This window comes from Nonlabens ponticola (assembly GCF_003966335.1).
Lineage (GTDB): Bacteria > Bacteroidota > Bacteroidia > Flavobacteriales > Flavobacteriaceae > Nonlabens > Nonlabens ponticola.
The window spans coordinates 2,075,392-2,099,230 of sequence record NZ_CP034549.1 but is presented as its reverse complement, the minus strand read 5'-3'; the positions used below and the strand labels follow the sequence as shown (position 1 = coordinate 2,099,230).

The following is a 23,839-nucleotide window of genomic DNA, read 5'->3' as shown; positions in this document are numbered from 1 at the left end:
ATTATTGTTTCTTAAGGGTCACCTGCACATTTTCATGCTGTGCACTGCGTAAAGATTGCACAAGCAAAGTTGAGTCGCTGTCCATGGTAGTTTTAAAAGTCGCCATGGGCGGATATTGACTACTGTACTTTTCATTTTTCCTGCGCAGAAATAGATGGAGCCGATCGCCCACGATCTCAAAATATCGAGGTGGCGATAATTGACTTGTAATCGCACCAGAAAGATAAATATCATTTTCATCAGTAAATCTCCAGCCGTCGCCTATGGTAAAGTAGGAATTGGGGTTGCCTCGATTTTCATCAGGTGCTGTTTCTGGTAGCGGTTTTTCCATTATTTCACTGCTTACCACTTCCCACGACCCTATCAATTGCTGCTCTAATTCATTGTCATGGCATGAAGTAGCAAGAAATAAAAGACATATGTAGAAACAAGATATACAGGCAAATCTGTTAACAGCTTTCATTCCTGATATTCTATATTTCTTTATTGATTTAACCACTTGACCGCTTAATTATCATTCACTCTTTTGAGTGTAGCCTGAGCATTTTCAACTCTGGTATCGCTTATGGATTGAATGATAAACTTTTCATCATCCCAATCTACAATCTGAAACTTGACAAGTTCACCTAAATCCTCAATTTCGTTAGGATCTCTCAAGAATAGTTGCAATTCTTGATCTTCATTGATATCCCAAAAATTAGGTCGCGGCCAGTTAGATGTAGCTCTTTCTACCCAAAGCACATTTTTATCTTTAAAACTGTACGTATCACCAGTATGGAAATAGATCTTGATCTTTCCAAAATCGCCTCGTCTAGGTACGTTTTTGACACCATCTTGTTTATCCACATCTATAACGCTTACTATCTCCCAAGTTCCTTTAAGACTCTTGGTTTCCATCGCGGTTTTGCAGGAAGTCGTTGCCAACATGATTACTAGTACACTAGAAATTATTGAGGCAAAACGGTTAGTTGAGATATTTACATTTAAAATCATTTTTTCGGCATTTCTGATTTTTCTATTTCTTCGGCAAGTCGTTTGAATGAGATAGGCGTCACTAAGGTTTTGCGATGTTCAATTTTTTGAAACGGCAGGATTTCGTATTCGCTTTGCAGCGGTTGCGCTGTGTTTGGAAATTTGTTGACACCTACCATGATCTGGTTGCCGTTTTGCACTTTTTCACGCTCCGACGTGTCACTTTCCTTGGTCTTGCGCTGGATAGTACCTTCAAATAGCGACTGAACCAAACCACCTGCTTTTTCAATTTCTTTGAAAATTTGCATGGCCTTTTCCGTCAGTTCTTTAGTGAGTGCGTTGATATAGTAAGTGCCATCTGCGACGTTAGCTACTTTGTTCAGGTAAGCCTCTTCCTTGAGAATGAGCAACTGATTGCGAGCGATCCTGTCGCCAAATTCGTTTTCCTTATGAAAGAAAGCATCATAAGCTAGGTTGTGTACCGTATCTGCGCCACCCAAGACCGCACTCATGCATTCGGTTGTTGTGCGCAGCAGGTTAACGTTGTAATCCAATAGTGATTTGTTGCGCAAACTAGGCGTTGCCGTGATGTATGCTTCAAGATTCAAATCATATAGCTTTCCAACGGACTTGGTGATGACTCGGTAAGCCCTGTATTTAGCAATTTGCATGAAGTAATCAGGCCCAATGGTTGTATCGATGTTTATTCGTTTGTCAGCTTTCGCGAAAGCGGAATAAATACCATCATCCTGCAAGCTAGCATCATGGCAATAAGCATTCAAATATTCATGCAAATGCGCAGCGTAGTAAGCCAACTCCTGAACTACAGTAGCTCCAGCCTGCTGATAATGACTGGTGGTGATCGTTATATTTGAGAAATAGCCCTTGTAGTTTTTTAGAAATTTTGAGTGCTTTTCAAAATCAACTTTTTGATTTTTGAACCAATTGCCGCGATGACCCAACTCGTGTAGAATATCAAAATGCACATAAGCATTAGGGGCAATTTTGTGGAGTCTGTCCAAAAAATCCAAATCCATGAACCGTGGATGTACTTGAATACCAACTGCTGGCAGGTTGTCAAAGAGTTGTTCCAGATCAACATCAGCCTTTGGTATGTCTAGGATCAAACCTTCGGCACCTCGATTGAGTATATCCAGCGCTTTTTTATTAGCTGCGGCGGCATTGCCACAATAGATTTTTTGCGAAATGTACCAGCCGCCATCATGCGTGGCTCGTGATGGTAAATTCATTTCTACCTGGCTATCTGGAAGATATAATGGCTTGATATGAATGCCCGATGGAGTTTTGGTTATGAGCGTCTCATTATAGTCCGCGCCCTTGAGATCGTACTGTATTTTCTGTTTCCATTGCGCCTCGCTTACTGGATCAAACTCTGTAAATAGTTTATCGCTCATCGTCTTCATTTTTTATGGAATCTGCATACTCAATGATGTAGATTTCCTCATTGTCTCGCTTCATTAAATAGCGCTCTCGTGCAAACTTTTCTATACCGTTGCTGTCTTTGAGTTGCTTGATGCGCTCTTGATCTCGCGCAATACCACGCATGTAAAAGTCTGCAGTTTGTTCTTTTTCTTGAATCTTCTTGTCCATCGCTCGATGTGATGTGAGCCATGCGTTGCCATCAAGGAACAACATCCAGATTACAAAGACAATAGTTATAAGTATGTACTTATTAGTTGCATACTTCCAGTACCATTGTTGCTTCAGATCCTTCCATTTCATGAGGTCTAAGGTAAGAAATTAGCCTAGGCGGTTGTCCAGAATAGAGCGTAAGATTTTAACACCTACGCGGTTGATTTTATTGGTAGGTATGATGACATCTGCATAAGCCTTAGTAGGCTCAATAAATTGCTGGTGCATAGGTTTGAGCGTGTTTTGATAACGATCAAGAACCTCATCAAGATCACGACCACGATCTGCGATATCACGTTTTAATCTTCTGATCAATCGCTCATCACTATCGCAGTCTATATAAACCTTGATATCGAACAATGTACGTATCGCTGGCTGCGTCAATATCAAAATTCCTTCAACAATAATAACTTTACTGGGTGCCGTGGTGACTGTTTCTTGAGTGCGATTATGATCCACAAAAGAATAAACTGGCTGTTCAATTGTATTTCCTTTGCGCAGTTCATGCAAGTGTTGTTCAAGTAGATCAAAATCTATTGAATTAGGATGGTCAAAGTTAATGTTGACACGTTCCTCATAAGTCAAATGACTGGTATCTTTATAATAGGAATCTTGCGATATAACTGTAACATCGCTGTCTGGATACTCGTGTGCTACCTGATTGACCACGGTTGTTTTACCACTACCAGTACCACCAGCAATTCCTAATATGAGCATGAAAAAAGAATTTTGTGCAAAGGTAGTAGGATTGCACGAATTTTAAGAGTTGGAAGCAACTTCCATATCTACATTTTCATTAGTACGCAATTCTCCTAAAAATCGGTGCACCTGGCTTATTACCATAGAACCTTCACCTACGGCACTCGCCACACGCTTGACAGAACCGTTGCGTACATCACCAACGGCAAAAAAGCCTGGAATACTAGTTTCTAAGGATTGTGGATCACGTTGTTTATAAATACTACAGGTACTTTTCTCAGTATTTCTGATATCGGGTCCAGTGCAAATGAAACCTTTAGGATCTGTCACAACCAAATCACCCAGCCATTCTGTACAAGGTTTTGCTCCTATGAAGGTGAATAGGTTTGTAATTTCCATTTGCTCATCACCACCAGGTGTGATCAGTGTACATTTTTCTAGAGAATGATCTCCATGCAGTTCAGTAACCTCTGTATTCTTGTGCAATGTGATTCTTTCAGACGCCATAATGCGTTGAACCAGATAATCACTCATCTTAGCACCTAGATCATCACCTCGTAAAATCACATGAACGTGCTTGGCAAATTTTGCCAGAAACATAGCAGCTTGTCCAGCGCTGTTTCCGCCACCAACGATTCCTACGAGTTCATTTTCACAACCACTGGCATCCATTCCTGTTGCACTATAGTAAACGCCGCTACCTTCATACTTCTCTAGATTATCAACAGGCAATCTGCGGTAATTGGCACCTGTCGCGGCCACCAAAGCTCTTGTTTTAATTTCCTTACCGTTAGATGCGCACAAAATAAAATGGTCGCCTGTATGCTCAATACTTTCCGCCTTATGTGGGATCGATATGTTACACCCAAACTTTTGCGCTTGAATGTAGGCACGATTAGCAAGATCGCTTCCTGAGATACCTGTAGGAAACCCTAAATAGTTTTCAATTTTAGAACTTTTACCAGCCTGTCCACCTGGCGCACTACTATCAATGGTAACGGTGCTCAAACCTTCTGATGCTGCATAAACGCTCGCAGCCAGTCCAGATGGGCCAGCGCCTATTACTAACACATCAAAGACGCGATCTTCAAAATCCATCAATACACCAGTGTATCTAGCCAACTCATCAAGATTGGGCTGTGCGCAAACCTTACCATCTGCATTGATCAAGATAGGCAAGTCATCTGGACAAATGCTGAATTGATCCAATAGCTCGACTGCTTCCTTAGAACTATCCACGTTCAAGAAGTTATGCCAGATGTGATTTTTTTCAAGAAAGTCTCTTATTTCATAGGTCGTATTGGATTTACCAGAACCTATAAGCTTCAAGCCGCCCGTAAATTCATTGAGTACCGTTTCCTGTCTCTGTAAAAAAGCATTAAGCAACGTGTCACTTATATCGCTGTGCTTTGAAATAATCTCATGAATACGATCTGGATTTATGGATAGTACGCTGGTTCCAGGCTGTGCTACCGCATGAAATTGTGCACCACGATTGGATAGCATTCCAGCGTCACCGGTAAACTCATTTTTGCCATGTTCTACAATAATCTTGTTGTCGTTAGTTGGATCTTCAATATTGACGACGCCATCAAGAACGACAAAGAATTTATAACGCTGTTCACCCAGCGAGAAGATGCGTTCTGGTTTATCAAAGGATTTTACCTCGCCGTATTCTTTTAAAATCTTTATTTGGCGTGCAGTAAGTTCGGGAAATCGTGGATCTTTCATGAATAGTAGACAACAGCAAATTGATGGGTTGCTGGTTCCTATAAAAGTACGATAGTTTGCGATTTTTTACCAGTCAGAATCTACTCGTGATGATAAGGTTCATTCTTGAGGATAGTGAACGCTCTATAAAGTTGCTCGACAGCAAATAAGCGCACCATTTGATGTGAAAAAGTCATGCTGCTTAGACTCAATTTTGAGTTGGCTCGATCGTAGACATCGCTTGAAAATCCGTACGGGCCACCAATTACAAATACCAGTCGTTTCAATCCTGCTACGCTTCGTTTATTGATCAATTGAGCAAATTGCATGCTGGACATCTGTTTTCCTTTTTCATCTAGCAAAGTGACAAAGTCACTTTTTTCCAACTGTTTAATAATAATCTCACCTTCTTTTGACTTTTGCTGGTCTTCGCTCAGGTTTTTTGTGCGTTTGAGGTCTGGAATTATGAGTAACTCAAAGTCTATATAATGACCTAAGCGCCGCACGTACACATCAGTTAGGTCTGCAATGCGCTGGTCATCAGTTTTTCCTACGGCAAGCAAGGTGATTTTCATAAACGCAAAGGTAAATTCTTTAAATATGTGGTGATTGCCTTATTCCTAATTACTTTTGAGGTAATAACCATTCCATTTATGAAATATAGTGGCTCCCAATTTGAAAGGGAACAAGATCGTATCATCGCTAATGCCATACGAGAAGATGTAGGTGACGGCGATCACAGCAGTCTCGCATGCATCCCTGCAAGTGCTATGGGCAAAGCACGGTTGCTAGTCAAAGACACAGGTGTTGTTGCTGGTGTAGCTTTCGCGAAAGCGGTATTCCACAAAGTCGACCCCAACATAAAAATTGCCACGTGTTTTAACGACGGTGATCAAGTAACGCATGGTGATGAGGTATTTCATGTATCTGGATCATCTCAATCCATATTGCTGGCAGAAAGATTTGTACTGAACAGCATGCAACGTATGAGTGCGATTGCTACCAAAACCAAAACCTTTGTTGAGAAACTTGAAGGTACTGGAACTAAGATTCTGGACACCAGAAAAACCACACCAGGAATAAGGCTGTTGGAAAAGTGGGCAGTACATATAGGTGGTGGCGTCAATCATCGTCAAGGATTGTACGATGTGATTATGCTTAAAGACAACCACATTGATTTTGCTGGTGGCATCACGCAGGCAATACGCAAGACGGTAGCTTACCTTGAAGAGCTAGGTCGTGACTTGAAAATTATTGTAGAGGCGCGAGATATGGAAGAGATAAAGGAAATACTGGAATCCCACGAGCATGTTTATCGTATTCTTATCGACAACTTTAATTATGAGGATACACGAGCGGCTGTCAAATTAATAGGCGATAAGTGCCTAACCGAAAGTAGTGGCGGCATCACACTCGATACCGTACGCCAGTATGCAGAATGCGGCGTTGATTACATCTCAAGCGGCGCACTTACACATAGTGTTTACAATTTGGATTTGAGTCTTAAAGCAGTGCATGAGTAAACTTAAGGAAATACTGGATAGAATACCTGTAATTTCTTGGCTTGTGGCCGTAAGTAGCCGTGCACGTTTGCCAGGATTTGAAGGTATGACTGCCTATGATCTGTGGGAAACTTATAGTGTAGGTATTGTCCAAGGTGCTTTTACACTGCGTGCCAGTGCTATAAGCTACAGTTTCTTCATGGCCATTTTTCCGTTTATCATCTTTATTTTGAATTTGATACCGTTTGTGCCTATTGATGATTTTCAGATAGAATTTCTCTCTTTTGTCAATGATTTATTGCCAGCGCAGGCTGCAGGTTCTTTTGATAATATTTTTAGAGAGATAGCGCTGCAAGAAAACACAGGTCTATTGACGATATCGTTTGTGACCTCATTGTTCTTTATGAGCAACGGTATCAATGCGGTCTTTGACGGTTTTGAGCGCAGTTACCATAGCTCTTTTAACCGTAATATGATCAGGCAATACATTATATCAGTAGGTGTGTCTTTATTATTATCGTTGTTTTTATTAGTAATGGTTATTATCACGGGTACGTTTGAATTCTGGATCAATGACTTGCGGGCACAAGATTTTATGACTCAAAGCTCTACTGAGATCTGGCTTATCATCATCAGGATTTCTACGGCAATTCTTTTACTCTATTTATTTGTAGCGACTCTATACTATACAGGAACTAAGGAAGGACGTGATACACATTTCTTTTCAATAGGTTCTGTGATGACAACCGTTTTGATCATTATCATTTCTTATTTATACGGTATTTACCTAGATAATTTTGCTTCCTACAATGAGATATATGGATCCATAGGCGCGTTGATCATTTTAATGATCTATATATGGCTCAATGCAAACCTATTATTGCTGGGATACGAGCTTAATGCATCCATAAGATCATTAAAGGCACGGAATTTGAAAGTATAGTGTATATTTAAACAACTAAAATTTATAAAATGAAAAAATTACTTCTTGTTGCTGTGGCATTTATGGGAATTTATACTGCTGATGCACAGATCGTTGTAGAAGACGTTACTGTTGAGAAATCTGTTACCGTTGATGGTAAGGAACTCATGCTTAACGGTGCTGGTCTGCGCGAGAAATTATGGATCGATCTTTATGTAGGTGGTCTTTATACTACTACAAAATCTTCTGATGGTAAAGCAATTGTAAATGCCGACGAGTTTATGGCTATTACATTAGATATCGTGAGTAAATTAGTAACTCAAGATAAGATGATTAGCTCTGTAGAAGAAGGTTTTCAAGCTAGTACCTCAAAGGCAGAACGTAAGGCATTGCAACCTAAGATTGATAAATTCATCGGTTTCTTCAATAAGCCTATCGTGAGTGGTAACGAGTTTCAGTTATCCTATGTGCCTGGTAAAGGAACAATGGTGCATAAGAACGGCGCACTTTTAGGAACGATTGAAGGAATGGACTTCAAAAAAGCTCTATTCGGTATATGGTTGGGCGATAAGCCAGCAGATGACGATCTTAAAGATGGTCTTTTAGGTAAGTAATTATCTTTATTTATAATATCAAAGCCCATGTCTTCATGGGCTTTTTAATACCCTAGAATTATGAAATATGTAGTTGCGGTTTTGTTGTGTTTTGCTTTCGCGAAAGCTAACTCTCAAGACGTCACAGGAACCTGGAAAACCATCGACGATAATACTGGTAATGTAATGTCTCATGTAGAAATCTATCGTGACGGTGACCAGATCAAGGGTAAAGTTCTCAAGGTTCTTGACCCAGATGCGCCAGATCCTGCTTTATGTGTTTATTGCCCAGGATCACGCAAGGATCAACCTATTGAAGGAATGGTCATCATGTATGGGCTAGAGAAAGATGGCGATAAATATGAGGATGGTACTGTGATCGACCCCAAAAATGGTAAATCATATGACTGTAAAATCTGGCTTGAGGATAAGAACACACTTAATGTACGTGGTTATGTAGCATTTTTTTATCGCACGCAACAATGGCAGCGTCTTTAAAGTAAAATTGTAGTTTTAATAATAGGCAACATTTATAGATCGGTTATTTTTACATAACCGATTTTTTTATGGCCTATTTTCTAGATGTTGTTCTACCATTACCGCTAGATCGATACTTCTCTTATCGCATCAATGCTGCCGAGGCTGAGGTTATCAAACCAGGAATGCGGATTGCCGTTCCATTTGGCAAATCGAGACTTTATACAGGTATTGCTATCGCCGTGCGCAATGATGTGAAAGCCACGTATGAGATCAAGGACATTGAGTTTATCATTGATGATGAGCCAGTGGTTCATAAAGATCAAATCAAGTTTTGGGAATGGATAGCATCCTACTACATGTGTAGTGTAGGTCAAGTAATGCGCGCGGCCATGCCGCGATCCTTATTGCTGGAAAGCGAGACTATCATACAGCGCGATGAAGAAGGCAGCTTTGATGAGAGCGACCTCACAGATCAAGAGTTTCTTGTGCTAGAAGCACTAGAACATCGCAAGGCACTAAAGATTGACGATGTAATCGCGATACTTGATCGCAAAACAGTATTACCTATTCTAAAAAACATGCTTGCCAAAGGCGCCATTCTTCTACAAGAAGAAATGACCAACTCTTATAGTGCAAAAACTGAGAAGTACATCCAGCTAGCGGCAGAGTATCAGGATGAGGAAACGCTTAAAGTCTTGCTAGACGAACTATCGCGTGCGCCCAAACAGCGCGAGGTCATCATGACCTTATTTATAATGGGAACCAGCAATAAATTGGTCAAAAGCAAAGAACTTGAGAAACGAGCTGGTACTAGTCGTGCAATTATTAAAACCTTGATCGAAAAGAACATCCTGATTGAGACTGAGCAAGAGGTAAGTCGCATGCTTATGGACGAGCAAGCAGGTAGCGATACTTATGAGCTCAATGAATATCAGCAAACTGCTTTAGAACAAATCAGAACCAGTTTTGAGAATGACAAGGTGTGTTTGTTGCATGGCGTCACTAGCAGCGGTAAGACCGAGATTTATGTGCATCTCATCAAGGAAGCATTAGATCGAGGTGAGCAGGTTCTTTATTTGTTACCAGAGATTGCCTTGACCACGCAATTGATTGCTAGGCTTCAATATTTTTTCAAGCATCAAGTGCTGGTCTATCACTCGAGATATACCACCAATGAGCGTCAAGAAGTATGGAATCATGTTCTTAATGATGAAGAACCCTATGTGGTGATAGGAGCGCGCAGCGCGGTGTTATTGCCTTACCAGAATCTCAAGCTAATCATTGTTGATGAGGAGCATGAGACCAGTTTCAAACAGTTTGACCCAGCACCGCGATATCATGCTCGCGACGCTGCTGTAGTTCTTGCCAAAATCAAACAAGCAAACGTACTCATGGGTAGTGCCACGCCAGCGCTAGAAACTTATCATAATGCAACTACTGGGAAATATGATCTCGTTGAGCTTAAAAAACGATTCAATAATGTATTGATGCCAGCCATACAGCTGGTAGATATCAAAGAAAAGCATCGTAAAAAAAGAATGCAGCATCACTTTTCTGACACGTTGATTGAACAGATGGAAACAGCGTTTAAGAATCAAGAACAGGTGATTTTGTTTCAAAATAGGCGCGGTTTTGCTCCTGTATTAGAATGCAACACCTGTGGTCATGCGCCACAGTGCCCTAATTGTGATGTAAGTCTTACTGTGCATCAGCACCGCAATGAGCTGCGTTGTCATTATTGTGGATATCATACTCTATTACCCAAAGAATGTGCAGCCTGTAGTAGCGTAGAGATTGATACCAAAGGTTTTGGAACTGAACAGATTGAGGAAGAGTTCAAAGAACTATTTCCTGATTATAAGATTGCCAGGATGGATCTTGATACTACAAGAGGTAAGCATAGTTACCAAAAACTGATAGAAAAAGTAGAAAATAAAGAAGTCGATTGTCTGGTAGGAACGCAAATGTTGACCAAGGGTTTGGACTTTCGTCAAGTGTCGCTGGTTGGTGTCCTCAATGCAGATACCATGCTTAATTTTCCTGACTTTAGAGCGCACGAGCGTTGCTTTCAATTATTAACTCAAGTAGCAGGTCGTGCCGGCCGTACGTCAAAGCGCGGTCAAGTGCTTATACAAACATACCATCCAGAACATAGGATCATGCAACAGGTGAGTACGTATGACTATGCGACTATGTTCAAGGAACAGCTTTACGATAGGTATCAGTTTAAATATCCACCATACGAGCGATTGATACGCATCACGTTGAAGCATCGTAATTACCAGCTCACGCTGCAAGCAGGCGAGTGGTTTGTGGGCGCACTAAATCAGCTGGATCATGGCGTTGAGGTGCTGGGTCCAGAATTCCCACCAGTTTCTCGTGTAAGAAATCTGTACCTGATCAACGTCCTAGTAAAAATGAATAAGCAGCAAAATCCAGCAGCGGTAAAAGCTTTTATTAATAAAGTAAAACGCAGTTTTGAAGCTGCTAAAGCTTTCAGGTCAGTGCGTTGTATTATTGATGTAGATTGTTATTAGTAGATAATTTAGCTATTGTGATTTGGTTATTCGTGTTTACGCTTTCGCGAAAGCGGAATATTCTAAAAGCATTTCCACAGCAAAATGTCATTATAACGTGTTTCTATTTTAAATCTTGAAGGTCAAAGATTTTCCAGAAATTGAAGAATATGATTGATGGTTTTCTCCTGTTGTTTTTCACGAGAGATAGAGGCAGAGCCATCGCCAATTTGTTGCCCGTAGTGTCCAAATTGAGAATGATTTCCACCATCAATTTCTTCATAAATCGTGTGCTCAGGAAGGTTTACTTTGTTTAGCAATACTTTATCTACTGGTGCTACTTGATCATTGCCGCCATAAATCTTGAGCACCTGAACATCGTTTGCCGTTAGAGCGTAATCTCGTGGATGTGTGGTTCCCAATAAAACCAGTCCATTTATCAGCTCTGGATGTTCTTGGGTAAACTGGGCGGCCATTTTGGCGCCTTGAGAATGACCAATTAAAATATTATTTTCTTCCTTTACTATAAGACTATCCTCAAGTATTGACTGGTATCCCAGACTAGCCATGCGCCAAGGCATGTGAATTAGGTATGTCTTGTAATTATTTAGAGAAAGCTCACGGCAAATAGGAGCATAGGCTGCTGGATCAACTAGCGCACCAGGAAAAAAGAAAATGGTTCCTTTAGAATTCTCGTTAGGTTCAAAAAGATCAAAGTTAGAAGATCGGGTAACGGAAACTACTTTAGTATCGCTGTGTACATCTGCATTTACACCTTGTGCCATAAATGTGAAGTACATGTAAACAAAGAAGCTGAATCCGGCTAGAATCCAGACAATCCCTATAAGTTTTACATACTTTTTCATAATAGAATATCATGACGCCACCTGCATCTGTAAAATCCTCTATTAGAATTGGAAAATTAAAATTGCGACAGCGCCTCAACTAACTCTGACTTGCGGTTTCGGCTCAATGGAAGTACCTCGTTATCAAGCTCTACCGCCTTGCTGTTGAATTTTTCAACACGTTTCAAGTTCACGATGTAGGATTTGTGAATGCGCAAGAAGTCTTCTTTAGGTAATTGTTGCTCAAAGGCTTTCATGGTAGAAAGAACTACTAGGCTCTCATTTTCGGTAATTAGTTTTACGTAATCGCCTAATGCCTGAATAAACTTAAGGTCGTTGAGGTAAACTTTACGTTTTTTTAAATTACTCTTGACAAAGATGAACTCACCCTTATCCTCGACCATCTCGTTGCGCATCTTGTGAGAAAGTAGGGCACGTTCTACTGCGTATAGAAAACGGTCTTTTTTTATGGGCTTCTGTAGATAGTCAATGGCGGCATAGTCAAATGCTTTGAAAGCATACTTAGTTTGACCCGTTACAAAAATGACACCTGGTTTTTCAGTTATATCATCTAGTAGGTCAAATCCTGTGAGTATAGGCATTTCCACATCTAGAAAGATGAGATCCACGCCAGCATCCTTGATGGCTGCCTTGGTTTCTATTGCATTGCTAAATTCTCCTGAAAGCTTGAGATTGGGGTGATTCTCAATGAGTTTAACAATTGCCAGCCTTTGAATGCTGGAATCATCTACTACAAAACACTTAAGTATAGTATCAGTCATCTATTTCCCCAAATTAAGTTAACCATACAATACTAATATGTTTAAATTGGTTTTGCAAGTAATAAATGTATTTAATCGATTTTTATAAGTTCTATAACGAATCATCATTATCGCTGATTAAAGCCTGCAAAAGGAGAAATCTGCTTAAAATTTATTATTGTGTAAAATGTAGAAAAGAAGTATTTTTGCAACCGTTTAAAATAACAAATTATGAATCAATACGAAACTGTTTTCATTTTGAATCCCGTTTTATCTGATGACCAGGTAAAGGAAACAGTAAAGAAGTTTGAGAATTTCCTTACTGAGCGAGGTGCCAAAATGGTAGCTAAAGAAGATTGGGGCTTGAAAAAACTAGCCTATGCAATCGAGAACAAGAAAAGTGGTTTCTACCACCTTTTCCAATTTGAAGCTCCTGGTGAGATCATCAACGATTATGAGACTGAGTTCCGTCGTGATGAGCGCATCATGCGTTACCTTACTGTAAGACTTGATAAATATGCTATTGAGTGGGCAGAGAAGAGAAGAAGTAGAATGTCTAAAAAATCAAAAGCTTAATCATGGCAACATTACAACAACAAGCTAAAGGTAAAAAGGACGGTGACATACGTTACCTGTCTCCTTTAAAGATAGAGACTCAAGAGAGAAAAAAGTACTGCCGTTTTCAACGCAGTGGTATTAAATACATAGATTACAAGGATCCTGATTTCTTGATGGGACTAGTAAACGAGCAAGGTAAATTGTTACCACGTCGTTTGACAGGTACATCACTTAAGTATCAGCGCAAGGTAGCAGTAGCTGTTAAGCGTGCTCGCCACCTAGCTCTTATGCCATACGTAGGAGACCTTTTAAAATAATTTAATCAGACTTATAGAATGGAACTAATATTAAAAAAAGACGTAGAACACTTAGGTTTTACTGACGACGTGGTTACAGTTAAGCCTGGTTATGGTCGCAACTTCTTAATACCACAAGGTCTTGCTACAATGGCAACGACCGGAGCAAAGAAGCAACTTGCAGAAACATTAAAGCAGCGCGCTCACAAAGAAGAATCAAATATCAAGGCAGCGCAGAAACAAGCTGATAAACTTTCAGATCTTGACCTTAAAATGACTGCAAAAGCTGGAGAAGGTGATAAACTCTTTGGATCTGTTACAACAGCAGATGTATCTGATGCACTTGCAAAAGAAGGTATCGAGATCGACAAGAAGTTTATCTCTATCGCTGGTGGTAACATCAAGCGTTTAGGACAATATGAAGCAACCGTACGTTTTCACAGAGCAGTACAGACAACATTTACTTTTGAAGTAGTAGGAGCAGCAAACTAATTGCTTCCTAAAATTACAACTACCGTCTTGGGTTTTCCTAAGACGGTTTTTTTATAGCATGTCATGAAATATAGAAGACTTACACAAGAACAATTAGAAGAGCTACATCAAGAATTTATCACCTTTCTAGCGACTCAATCAATTACTGGTGATGAGTGGGAAAAGATTAAAAAAGAAAAACCACAAGTAGCTGAAGATGAATTGGATATATTCTCTGATCTTGTTTGGGAACGTGTACTTACCAGCGCTCAATACCTGGAACATATCTCGCCGCAAACTATGAATCTCTTTGAACTTCAGGAAAAGCAGATGTCACTCATATCTATCATTGTAGGTGATGATAAAATTGATATCACTACGTCTACTGGCTATCAATGGTTACAAAAAAACCTAATGGATGAAGAGGTAAAGATTTTTACAGCAAACAAGTCCTATGGTGAGGATGCCAATGCTGATAAGTTCAAACTCATCGAGACTGGCGCCTCAATTACAAAGGGTGATTTATACCGTTATTTTGACGACCTCATGGAAATGGGTAATGAGAAAAATGGTTTTTAGAACAGCTGTTGCTGACCGTTAGTTAAGTCCACGCCTTCCAATTTTAGTAATTGTTCTTTTGCTTTTAAGCCACCAGCATAGCCTACCAATGAGCCATCGCTGCCTATAATTCTATGACAAGGTATGAGGATCGATATGGCGTTTGCACTGTTTGCTGCGGCGATTGCTCTAATGCTTTTAGGATTGTTACGCTTTCGCGAAAGCTGACCATACGACAAAGTCTTGCCGTAAGGAATCGTCATTAAATCATTCCAAACACTTTTTTGAAAGTCGGTACCACTCAATTTTATGGGTACTGTAAATGATCGAAGATCTCCAATAAAATATTTATTAAGCTGATTGACGGTCTCATCTATCAGCTCATGATTTTTTTGCACAAATTCTGCATTGAGATATTGCTTTATGCGTTCATCTATTTGCTGTCTTTTTGCTCGATATTTCCAGTCGCACAGGCATAACTTATCATTGTGAACGCCTATGATCAACTTGCCAAACCTGGATTTAAATTGCTGTATGAAAATGTGATCAGTCTTCATAGTGGTCAAAAGAGACTTACAAGGTAGGTGATTATCGTAATCTACCTATTCTGTAGCTTACGAGTTTGTAGTCACTATCGCGGTTCTACCAACTCTAGATAAACGAGAATTTGATTAGAAATTATCTGCTAATGTATTTTTATCAACGATTACCTTCAAAAAAAATATCCCTAGGCAACCGCCTAGGGATATTGGTTTTTAATCGTGGTAAATGCTTATTGCAAGCGCACGTCCATCTCGTCAAATATCTTATTGACGCGCTCTCGTATGGCAGCGCGATCCTCGGCGTTTTCAACTTCTTGTAAGGCATCTTCAAAGCTCTTGAGCGCATCCTCGATATCTTCGGCAGCGTTGCCTATATCATCTGCAGCGTCTTCTAGGTCGTCAGATCTTTGCTCAAGTTCTTCTTCTAGCTTTTCAAGTTTGGTCTTATCGTCGCCACAAGATATAACACCTATGACCATCATTGAGAATAGTGAGAGGTTGAGTAGTGTACGTTTCATGATTTTTATTTTAAAGCTAATACATCTATTAGGCTTATAAGTCTAATTAGCTTAACTCTAACTTAATCCATGTTGTTATTCATATCTCAATGCCTCAATAGGATCGAGCCTTGCAGCTTTTATCGCTGGTATGATACCAGAGAAAATTGCAATTACAATAGATATGATCGTCGCTGCGATAATCGCACCCCATGGAATTTCAAACGGTATATCAAATACGGCTGACGATACAATCCAACCGATCAACATTCCTAATAAGATTCCTAGAATACTGCCGTATTGACTTATAAGTAGCGTTTCAATAAAAAATTGCCATGAGATAGTACTACGTTTTGCACCTAGAGCTTTGCGCACTCCTATTTCTCTAGTACGCTCTGTTACTGATACGAGCATGATATTCATAAGCGCGATACTGGATCCAAAGATGGTTATTACACTAATAATGATGGCTGCGGCGTTGAGTGCAGTGCTTGCTTCATTAAGCGATGACAATAATTCATCACGTTTAATAATTCCAAAGTTGTTTTCGTCGAGCGGCTCCAGTCCACGAACATTGCGCATAGTAACAATGGCGCGGTCTTGTGCACCTTCCAAAAGCTGCTTGTCGCGTACCTTGACACTTAATTCATAATTTATATTGGGAGCCGTATAAATCCCACGAGCGATACCTATAGGAATCAATACTCTAAGGTCAACATTATTACCAAAGGTAGAACCCTTTTCTTCCAGTAAACCTATAACTCTAAACTTGTTACCTCTTATGGATAATTGCTGGCCAATTGGGTTTAAGCCATTGAACAAGGCATCTTCCATATCACTACCTATAAGGCAAACGCGAGCGTTGTTCTCAATGTCAAGATTTGAGAAACCACGACCTTCTAGAATGGTCGTGCCGCTGTTCTCGATGTAATTTTCATTGACTCCAGTAACAATTACTTTAGGTTTGGTTTTTTCATCACCGCTTTTTACCTCAGCTTGTGAGGTGGCTTGAAAACTGGTTCCTACCTGAGAATAAGGGTACTCAAATTTTGTTTCAAACTCTCGTACATCGCTGTAACTTATGATGGGATTTATCTTTCGTTCCTCGCCGCCACCGCGTCTATTGAACGATCGTTCATAACGTTGTATGTTAAACGTATTAGTTCCTATTCCAGAAAATCCACTTGCTAAGTTGGTTTCTAGCGCATTGACCGCACTCAAGATACCTACAAGTGCCGTGATACCTATAGCAATAATAAAAACCGTAAGAATGGTGCGAAGCAGTTGACCCTTGATGCTTCCTTGAGCAATACTAATATTCTCGCGTAGTAATCCCTTCATGGTTTGTTTGACTGTTTACAATGGTAAAAGTTACAGTAATACAGAGAATAATTAAAGTGATGACTCTCCTGTATTAGAACATGATCGTCGTGTAGGTACGGTTCTAGCTTTTTATATTTGCACTTCAAATTAAACCATGGCACAAAAACCGTCTATACCTAAAGGTACAAGAGATTTCAATCCGCTGGAAGTATCGCGCAGATCCTATATCATCGATACGATCAAGAAGCATTTTGAGCTGTATGGTTTTATGCCTATTGAGACGCCTAGCTTTGAAAATAGCGAGACCTTGATGGGTAAGTATGGAGATGAAGGTGATCGTTTGATTTTTAAGGTGCTTAATAATGGTGAGTATTTAAGAAAAGTAGACTCAGCCTTATTAGCTGATAAGGATGAGACAAAAATCACAAGCGTGATTAGCGACCGTGCCTTAAAATATGATCTTACTGTACCATTTGCGAGATATGTTGTGCAACACCAGAATGAGATTGCTTTTCCCTTCAAAAGATACCAGATTCAAAACGTCTGGCGTGCCGATAGACCGCAAAAAGGTAGATACAGGGAATTCACACAATGCGATGCAGATGTTGTAGGTAGCGATAGTTTGCTACAAGAAGTAGAGCTAGTGAAACTATTTGACGATGTCTATTCAGATTTAGGATTGAACGGCTGCACCATCAAAATAAACAATCGCAAAATTTTAGCTGGAATTGCCGAAGTAATCGGTGCGCAGGATAAGCTCATTGATTTTACAGTTGCTCTTGATAAGCTTGATAAAATAGGAGAGGACAAGGTTAAGCAAGAGATGATTGATAAAGGCATAAGCCGTGATGCTATTGACCAATTATCGCCCGTGTTTGCTCTTGTTGGTACTGCTCAAGAAAAGCTGGTAGTAATGAAAGAGTTACTCCAGACATCAACAACAGGTCAAGAAGGTATCATTGAGGTTGAAACGGTGCTTGATCATGTCTCAACATTAGGACTCAAAACCACTTTATTAGACCTAGACATAACACTGGCTAGAGGCCTCAATTATTATACGGGTTGCATCTTTGAAGTTGCTGCTCCTCATGGAGTAAGCATGGGAAGCATCAGTGGCGGTGGCCGTTATGACGATTTGACCAGTATTTTTGGTATGAAGGATATGAGCGGCGTTGGCATCAGTTTTGGATTGGATCGTATCTATCTAGTTCTTGAAGAACTGGATCTTTTTCCAGAAACCGTGAGAGCTGGCGTGCAGGTATTGTTTATCAATTTTGGAAAGCAAGAAGCTAGTTACTGTGTTGATTGGGTGTTCCGCTTTCGCGAAAGCGGAATCAAAACAGAGCTTTATCCAGACGATGCAAAGATGAAAAAGCAAATGACCTATGCCGACAAGAACGCTATTCCTTATGTCGTTCTAGCTGGCGAAGATGAAATTGCAGCTGGTAAACTTACTCTAAAGAATATGCTTACTGGCGAGCAACAATCACTTACTCCTGGCGATATTATCAGTAGATTATCTTAGAATAACTTTGGTTGATTGAGAGTCGCTGCCGCTGTTCATCTTTACAACGTAAGTTCCACTGCTCAATCCTGCTCTAGGAACCTCAATACGACCTGTGTTATTCATGGTATCCATATTCATTACTCGCTGACCCAACATGTTTATAAGTTCTACATATTCAATCTTTTGGGCATTGTTTGATTCAATAACGATGAACTGATTGGACGCTGGCGTGTAAACCTTAATCGCGTTGTTATCTGTAATATCATCATTGCTCAATGTTTGTGGCATCTTGAAGGTAAGAGCAAACCTATCCTTGTAAGTACCCGTGTATAAAAATGGACTTTTATAGGACTCTTCTCTCAAGTTATGATAGGTATTTGTTTTCTTGTCTAGTAGGAAAAGTTCTGTGTCATCACTTACATTCTCTAGGTGATCAATAATAATTTCCATATAACCTTGGTCGCCCATTTTTACGCTCAATGGTAATTCTATGGATTCTCCTGAATTAGGGATGCCTTGAATGGAAACTCTAGAATTGTCTACTAGAAATGCCATGTCATCTATTTGGTTTTCAAACAATCGACCATCATAACCACGATCATATCCCATGGTTGCATTAGGGTCAATCGTCAATAATAATTGTCGGTGAATGCCTTGAGGAGAATTGAAGCCCAGACGTATTTTAGTACGATCATCTTCTTGAGCTTGATACATTTGGGCGGTATTACTGTTGTCACTAACAGGTGCAGAAACAAAGATGCTATTTCCAAAACTTTCCTTCTCAAATACGCGTTGTGAGTTAGCAAAATTGATTTTACCATCTCTTGTTCCTGTGACAAAAAATCCTTGAGCGACAGGAATGTAACGACCTGGAAGTTTTGTAGCAACACCACCTTGATTCACCAATGGGCTAGAGGTTCCCATGGTAGCATTAGGAGTGCTACCAGATAAATTATACATAGCATAACCACCTTGATATTCTGCAAGCGTGTGAGAATTGCCACCCCAATGTTCCCAGAAGTATAGTGTCCCATCAAGATCTGGATTGTCCATAATAAACTCATGAGAATCCATGGCGCTAGGGTATGGGTTACCAACTAGGTAGTCGTTACCATTAAAAATGTCTAGTTCAATATCACCATTGTTAGGTTTTCCCACAAACACATAATTTTGATCTGCGCTGCTGCCAGTACCTTTCATAGTAAAACCTTCGGCAGCGTTGAGCGCGCCATCCTTACCAACATATTGCCAGTTAGAATAGGTGCCTGAAGTCAAGTTAGCATACTTATACAACCATCTTCCTGATATTGTAGCGGCTGTTGAACCGCTTGCCGGTGCGCCATCACCTTGAGATTCTGGAGTAAAATTGAGTGTTACTGGATTATTAACATCAGTACCATCTTTCATGACGGTCTCAATATCGTATCCATCATTTATAGTTGAATTATTTAGGTAGCTTACTGGCGATGACCAATAATTGTAATTGTACTTGTCATAAGTTCCTTGTTGATCTCTTTCTAAAGTACCACTTGATGTAGGGTCAAAGTCACTTAAGTCTGTCTGGACTAACTGTGATTCTCCTACAAGATCAATAATACCATCTAATTTTAGGTAATGAGTTACTGTAAGACCGTGGTCATTATTCACGCTCAATTCATTTGATTCTACAAATAATCCTAGCAAAGTAGCATCAGTTGAGTTGATGTTTATATCGTGTCTAGTTTGTACAATATTCCAGTCAATTGATACCGTATTACCATTGATGACTCTTGTGGTACCTGGTATAAATAGCTCATTACCATTTTCCCAGTTTACGGAATCTTCCCAAGATCCACTTGACGCAGTCACATAAGGTAGTGGTGCGGTTTGCTGCGTCATGGTGTACTCATCTTCATAGGCTAGTTGACCATGGCTTTTATTCAATGAATGATCATTAAGTGCTGTACCTATAAAGGTGTTCATGTCGTAATATGCCTGTAGGTTGTTCCAGTCAACGGTTTTAATGACATCTTTGGTCACATCAAGAGGCATGATTTTACCGCTTACAAAACTTGAATTATCTTCTAATTCTTGATTCATGACATATCTTAATTGATCCTGAGTCAAAGCTTGATTCCAGATACGCACCTCGTCGAGTTTACCTTTAAAGTTGTTTACGATATTATTTTTTGCCCTTTTGCGAGCACCTAAGGACATGATGTTTGAATTTACAATAGGAGCGGTGCGATTTGCTTGCCTATCAAGGACGCCATCTATGTACAATTTTACTTGAGAACCATTGAATGTAACCGCTACATGTCTCCATGCGTTATTTGATAATGCGGTATTGGAAACAAGGCTTTGTGCTGTGCCATTATTCCAATAAACGCCCAATTTGTTATCATTTCTAATGAAGAAATGAAAACCGTCTGCATTGTTTCTCTTTGCTACGATCGTTTTGACACTATTAGTGTTATTGGAACCAGTGCTTTTTACCCAAGAGCTTACCGTAAATGAGGTAGATATATCGTTACCACCTAGAATCTCTACATAGTCATCTATACCATCAAATTCAAGCCCTTGTGCAGAATAAACCACATCTGCCTTACCAAGTGTAAAGTATTTGACACCATCGATATCGACTTTTACTCGCTCATAAATCCCATCCGTCTTAAAAAATACTGTTCTAACGTTGCTAGTGAAATTAGCATCGTCTGCAATGATCAAAACTCTTTCTTGATCGCCACTTATCGCACCCAGCGATGCAAACGCTGATGTTGGCACCCTAACTTCTGCAACTTCTATATCGCCAGAACCTACTTCATGAATCTTCCAGGATCTATTAATTCTAGTCATTTGTGTAGGTACGGATATTGTAGTTCCCACGGTATGATTGATATCTGCAGGGCTCTTTGCCAATGAACCATTATCATGACCCCAAATCAAAAACTGTTTGTCGCTTAAAAAAGCATTAGAATTTTGTGTTCCTAGATCAGTAACATTAACTAGTCCGATGGAAAGTATGCTCGTGCTATTCTCACTCTGCGATTGTTTTTGCTCTAATCCTAGGACATCATCGCGACCTATTGCTGCAACGTCATAATTGTGAGTTGTATTTGCGCTTGCATCCCAAATCACAGTGTTATCAGAGTTTACGTAATCCCAATTGGCTATATGATCGTCTATAGTCAAGGCACTATTAGGATTGTGTAATGACACTCCGTTTTTTATAGCGAGGTAAGAGAAAATCTTTTGCTGAGCTGCCGCAGATCTTGAATCCCTAAAACTGATAACTTCAGTAATTTGACCATCAAGATGACTTTCAAAGGGTAGTCCAGTTAATGTATAGCGACCTACACCTAAATAATATGGTGTGTTGGTAAATTCATTGAACAAGAGTTGCTCAAAGCTTTGCGTTGTTTGGCCTGTTGTGTTGTCCACACGACGACCATTGATATAAAGCTCTGTCTGGGTTCCAGCAGCGTTGGTTTTTACATTGATAATGTTGACATCATCAAATCTTCTACTGGCATCGGTAAAGGCGCGACCATAACTAGGTGTGTTCACGTCAGATTGAGAAACAGGATCAATACTGTGAGCCAGCACTTCATCGTCATAACGTATAGATACCGTTCCCCAACCTAGTCCTGATGGATCATTTGAAGAGTTATCTACAGAGTATTTGGAACCTAGCAGCAATGTCTCATCAGCTAGTTCATTTGATATGTCTAGCGTACTGCGCACGACAATCCAGTAATCTTGAGAATTGAAACCACCGGAGCCTCTCATGTGTTGCCCTTGACTTCTATCAAAGGTTACCGCAGGATTAAAGTTTACATTGTCATTGACATTATCAGTGTATGTAGGTGCATTTGCGGTAGTTTCGGCTGCGTTATTGTTTTCGGCCTGATCATCCCATTGAGTTAGTTTACTGCCATTTGCAGCACTTAGAGTTGATGCATCTAGCCATAAGGATAGTTGAGAGGTTTCATTTGCCGGACCAACCAGAGGTGCGCTATAAGTTAGTGGTCGTCCAGAGACAATCATATTGTCAACAGCTACACCATCGCTGTTTCCCGATCCATTAGCGGCAAATAGAACTCTTATTTGAACATTAGGATTATTTTCTAGGGTAGCAGGCAGCTCATGCTTCCCAGTTTCAAATCTACTAATTGATGAATCTAGTGTACTACTTAATCCAGTCCAGGCATTTGCCGTCGCGCTTATTCCAGTAACTGTTGTGGTATCATACCAATTAGATCCCGAAGTTGTGCTACCCAAAACAAACCAGCTTGCGCCGCCATCGGGACTATATTCTACACGCATGCCGTCTTCAGCGTCTGCGGTGTTCGTGAAAAAGTCCAGCGACAGTTCTAGATTATCAAATCCTACGGTGCTAATAATTGGTGAGATTAAATAAGCGCTTGAATTACTAGGGTAATCGTTAAAGTTGCTGGTGTAGGCATAATCGCCTTCACCTTTCTCTGCGTTTCTTCCTACTACCCAAGTCAGATTTGTACCAGCGGTAGTCCATCCTACTAGATTTGTTTCAAAATTGTAATAAGCGATGTTTGTAAGTGGGAAATTGGATAAATCACGAGTGGTATTACCTGAGATATTAAAAGAGTAGGATCCTTCATCAGGATCATTGTTGGCGATTGTAACAGTCGCATTACTTGTGTATGGTGCCGTACTACGTGCCGTATAGGTAATCTCAAAAGTACTGTTTCCACCACCAGAGATTGTAGAAGCAGGTAGTGAGGTAATACTAAAGTCCGCAGCGTCCGCTCCCGAAATTTGTACCGGAGTGCCACTATTTAGATTGAGGTCATTAGTACCTGTATTCTGTACGATAAATGTCTTGGTACTTGTTTGAGAAACAGTAACGTTACCATGGTCAGTGCCATCATTGATAGATGGTGTAGTATCACCATCTATAATATCGTTTCCGGCGCCTTGAATATTAATATCAGCTGCACACTGTGTGCCGCCTCCTGAAATGCTAAAGGTATTGTCCTGTGTTTGTGTACCGCTGGTATGAGATCTATTGACTACCTCAACGCCTGCAACAACGATCCTGAAAAAAGAATTTCCATTCCAGTTGCCATCCGGACTACGGTCATATGTTCTCAATGTATAGGTGCCGTTTGCGATACAACCTATGTTTCCAGCAATGCTATAATTATTTTGGGTGGTGCCGTCGTAGCAATTAGCATCATCACATACTGTGAGAACAACGTTGCCAGCGCTGTCAAATATTTGTGCAGCTTGAAAACTATCGCCATTTTCAAAGAATGCTTCTACCTCAACATAACTGGTTTGTCCTGATAGAGAAAGACTTAAGAAAAGTAGAGCGATCGTAAATTTTTGTAGAGTAATAAGTTTCATAATCGTACACTTCTGATATAAACCTAGTGTATTTCATCCTAATAAACGGTAATTAACCTATTATTAT

General features: G+C 40.1%; 23 protein-coding genes. 10 read left to right on the top strand and 13 right to left on the bottom strand.

Translation table 11 applies throughout. The features are described 5' to 3' along the window. Position 1: 1 nt before the first annotated feature. The 7 genes from EJ995_RS09545 to rlmH all read right to left on the bottom strand — a co-directional run bounded on the left by EJ995_RS09545 (position 2) and on the right by rlmH (position 5,609). Positions 2-463, bottom strand: coding sequence for a hypothetical protein (locus EJ995_RS09545; protein ID WP_126447947.1), 462 nt, complete (start codon positions 461-463; stop codon positions 2-4). Positions 464-507: 44 nt separating this feature from the next. Beyond that, positions 508-897: a DUF5004 domain-containing protein gene (locus EJ995_RS09540; RefSeq protein WP_126447945.1), complete on the bottom strand. Its 390-nt coding sequence runs from the start codon at positions 895-897 to the stop codon at positions 508-510. Positions 898-989: 92 nt separating this feature from the next. Continuing rightward, positions 990-2,387, bottom strand: a complete 1,398-nt coding sequence (locus EJ995_RS09535) for a methylmalonyl-CoA mutase subunit beta (RefSeq protein WP_126447943.1) — start codon at positions 2,385-2,387, stop codon at positions 990-992. Continuing rightward, on the bottom strand, positions 2,377-2,715 hold the full coding sequence (locus EJ995_RS09530; protein WP_126447941.1) for an FtsB family cell division protein: 339 nt from the start codon (positions 2,713-2,715) through the stop codon (positions 2,377-2,379). Before EJ995_RS09530 ends, EJ995_RS09535 begins: the two co-directional genes overlap by 11 nt. 18 nt (positions 2,716-2,733) lie before the next feature. Then, on the bottom strand, positions 2,734-3,342 hold the full coding sequence (gene udk / locus EJ995_RS09525) for a uridine kinase (RefSeq protein ID WP_126447939.1): 609 nt from the start codon (positions 3,340-3,342) through the stop codon (positions 2,734-2,736). Between the two features lie 42 nt (positions 3,343-3,384). After that, positions 3,385-5,055, bottom strand: a complete 1,671-nt coding sequence (locus EJ995_RS09520) for an FAD-dependent oxidoreductase (RefSeq protein ID WP_126447937.1) — start codon at positions 5,053-5,055, stop codon at positions 3,385-3,387. A gap of 80 nt (positions 5,056-5,135) precedes the next feature. Beyond that, positions 5,136-5,609 (bottom strand): 23S rRNA (pseudouridine(1915)-N(3))-methyltransferase RlmH, encoded by a 474-nt coding sequence (gene rlmH, locus EJ995_RS09515; RefSeq protein ID WP_126447934.1) that lies wholly within the window; start codon positions 5,607-5,609, stop codon positions 5,136-5,138. Positions 5,610-5,687: 78 nt separating this feature from the next. On the opposite strand from rlmH, the gene nadC reads away from it, so the two are divergent. The 5 genes from nadC (at position 5,688) to priA (ending at position 11,068) form a co-directional block, all read left to right on the top strand. Then, positions 5,688-6,557 (top strand): carboxylating nicotinate-nucleotide diphosphorylase, encoded by an 870-nt coding sequence (gene nadC, locus EJ995_RS09510; protein WP_126447932.1) that lies wholly within the window; start codon positions 5,688-5,690, stop codon positions 6,555-6,557. Continuing rightward, entirely contained in the window at positions 6,550-7,479 is a 930-nt protein-coding gene (locus tag EJ995_RS09505) for a YihY/virulence factor BrkB family protein (RefSeq protein WP_126447930.1), read from the top strand. The genes nadC and EJ995_RS09505 overlap by 8 nt, the downstream gene beginning before the upstream one ends. A 29-nt stretch (positions 7,480-7,508) precedes the next feature. After that, positions 7,509-8,072 (top strand): chalcone isomerase family protein, encoded by a 564-nt coding sequence (locus EJ995_RS09500; protein WP_126447928.1) that lies wholly within the window; start codon positions 7,509-7,511, stop codon positions 8,070-8,072. 60 nt (positions 8,073-8,132) lie between these two features. After that, entirely contained in the window at positions 8,133-8,549 is a 417-nt protein-coding gene (locus EJ995_RS09495; protein ID WP_126447926.1) for a DUF2147 domain-containing protein, read from the top strand. Between the two features lie 68 nt (positions 8,550-8,617). Continuing rightward, positions 8,618-11,068: a replication restart helicase PriA gene (priA, locus tag EJ995_RS09490; RefSeq protein ID WP_126447924.1), complete on the top strand. Its 2,451-nt coding sequence runs from the start codon at positions 8,618-8,620 to the stop codon at positions 11,066-11,068. Positions 11,069-11,190: 122 nt separating this feature from the next. On the opposite strand, the gene EJ995_RS09485 is transcribed toward priA, so the two are convergent. Together EJ995_RS09485 and EJ995_RS09480 are read right to left on the bottom strand one after the other, a co-directional pair. After that, complete coding sequence (locus EJ995_RS09485; RefSeq protein WP_126447922.1) at positions 11,191-11,913, bottom strand: alpha/beta fold hydrolase; 723 nt, start codon at positions 11,911-11,913, stop codon at positions 11,191-11,193. 56 nt (positions 11,914-11,969) lie between these two features. Then, positions 11,970-12,674 (bottom strand): LytR/AlgR family response regulator transcription factor, encoded by a 705-nt coding sequence (locus tag EJ995_RS09480; RefSeq protein WP_126447921.1) that lies wholly within the window; start codon positions 12,672-12,674, stop codon positions 11,970-11,972. A gap of 210 nt (positions 12,675-12,884) precedes the next feature. Between EJ995_RS09480 and rpsF the strand changes: the two genes are divergently transcribed. The 4 genes from rpsF to EJ995_RS09460 all read left to right on the top strand — a co-directional run bounded on the left by rpsF (position 12,885) and on the right by EJ995_RS09460 (position 14,557). Then, positions 12,885-13,229, top strand: coding sequence for a 30S ribosomal protein S6 (gene rpsF, locus EJ995_RS09475; RefSeq protein ID WP_126447919.1), 345 nt, complete (start codon positions 12,885-12,887; stop codon positions 13,227-13,229). A gap of 2 nt (positions 13,230-13,231) precedes the next feature. Next, entirely contained in the window at positions 13,232-13,528 is a 297-nt protein-coding gene (gene rpsR, locus EJ995_RS09470) for a 30S ribosomal protein S18 (RefSeq protein WP_126447917.1), read from the top strand. An 18-nt stretch (positions 13,529-13,546) separates the two neighbouring features. Beyond that, entirely contained in the window at positions 13,547-13,999 is a 453-nt protein-coding gene (gene rplI / locus EJ995_RS09465; protein ID WP_126447915.1) for a 50S ribosomal protein L9, read from the top strand. Between the two features lie 63 nt (positions 14,000-14,062). After that, positions 14,063-14,557 (top strand): DUF6495 family protein, encoded by a 495-nt coding sequence (locus EJ995_RS09460; protein WP_126447913.1) that lies wholly within the window; start codon positions 14,063-14,065, stop codon positions 14,555-14,557. Here the strand turns inward: EJ995_RS09460 and EJ995_RS09455 are convergent. The 3 genes from EJ995_RS09455 to EJ995_RS09445 all read right to left on the bottom strand — a co-directional run bounded on the left by EJ995_RS09455 (position 14,554) and on the right by EJ995_RS09445 (position 16,916). Continuing rightward, entirely contained in the window at positions 14,554-15,093 is a 540-nt protein-coding gene (locus tag EJ995_RS09455) for a methylated-DNA--[protein]-cysteine S-methyltransferase (protein WP_126447911.1), read from the bottom strand. The two genes, EJ995_RS09460 and EJ995_RS09455, sit on opposite strands and share 4 nt — an antisense overlap. A 215-nt stretch (positions 15,094-15,308) precedes the next feature. Then, entirely contained in the window at positions 15,309-15,596 is a 288-nt protein-coding gene (locus tag EJ995_RS09450; RefSeq protein WP_126447910.1) for a hypothetical protein, read from the bottom strand. Positions 15,597-15,671: 75 nt separating this feature from the next. Then, complete coding sequence (locus EJ995_RS09445; RefSeq protein ID WP_126447909.1) at positions 15,672-16,916, bottom strand: ABC transporter permease; 1,245 nt, start codon at positions 16,914-16,916, stop codon at positions 15,672-15,674. Between the two features lie 136 nt (positions 16,917-17,052). Here EJ995_RS09445 and hisS point away from each other — a divergent pair, with 136 nt between their 5' ends. Further along, positions 17,053-18,423 carry a histidine--tRNA ligase gene (gene hisS / locus EJ995_RS09440; protein ID WP_126447908.1) on the top strand — a complete coding sequence of 457 codons (1,371 nt, stop codon included), beginning with the start codon at positions 17,053-17,055 and terminating at the stop codon, positions 18,421-18,423. Here hisS and EJ995_RS09435 read toward each other — a convergent pair. Then, positions 18,415-23,772, bottom strand: coding sequence for a LamG-like jellyroll fold domain-containing protein (locus EJ995_RS09435; RefSeq protein ID WP_126447907.1), 5,358 nt, complete (start codon positions 23,770-23,772; stop codon positions 18,415-18,417). The genes hisS and EJ995_RS09435 overlap by 9 nt on opposite strands. Between the last annotated feature and the right edge of the window lie 67 nt (positions 23,773-23,839).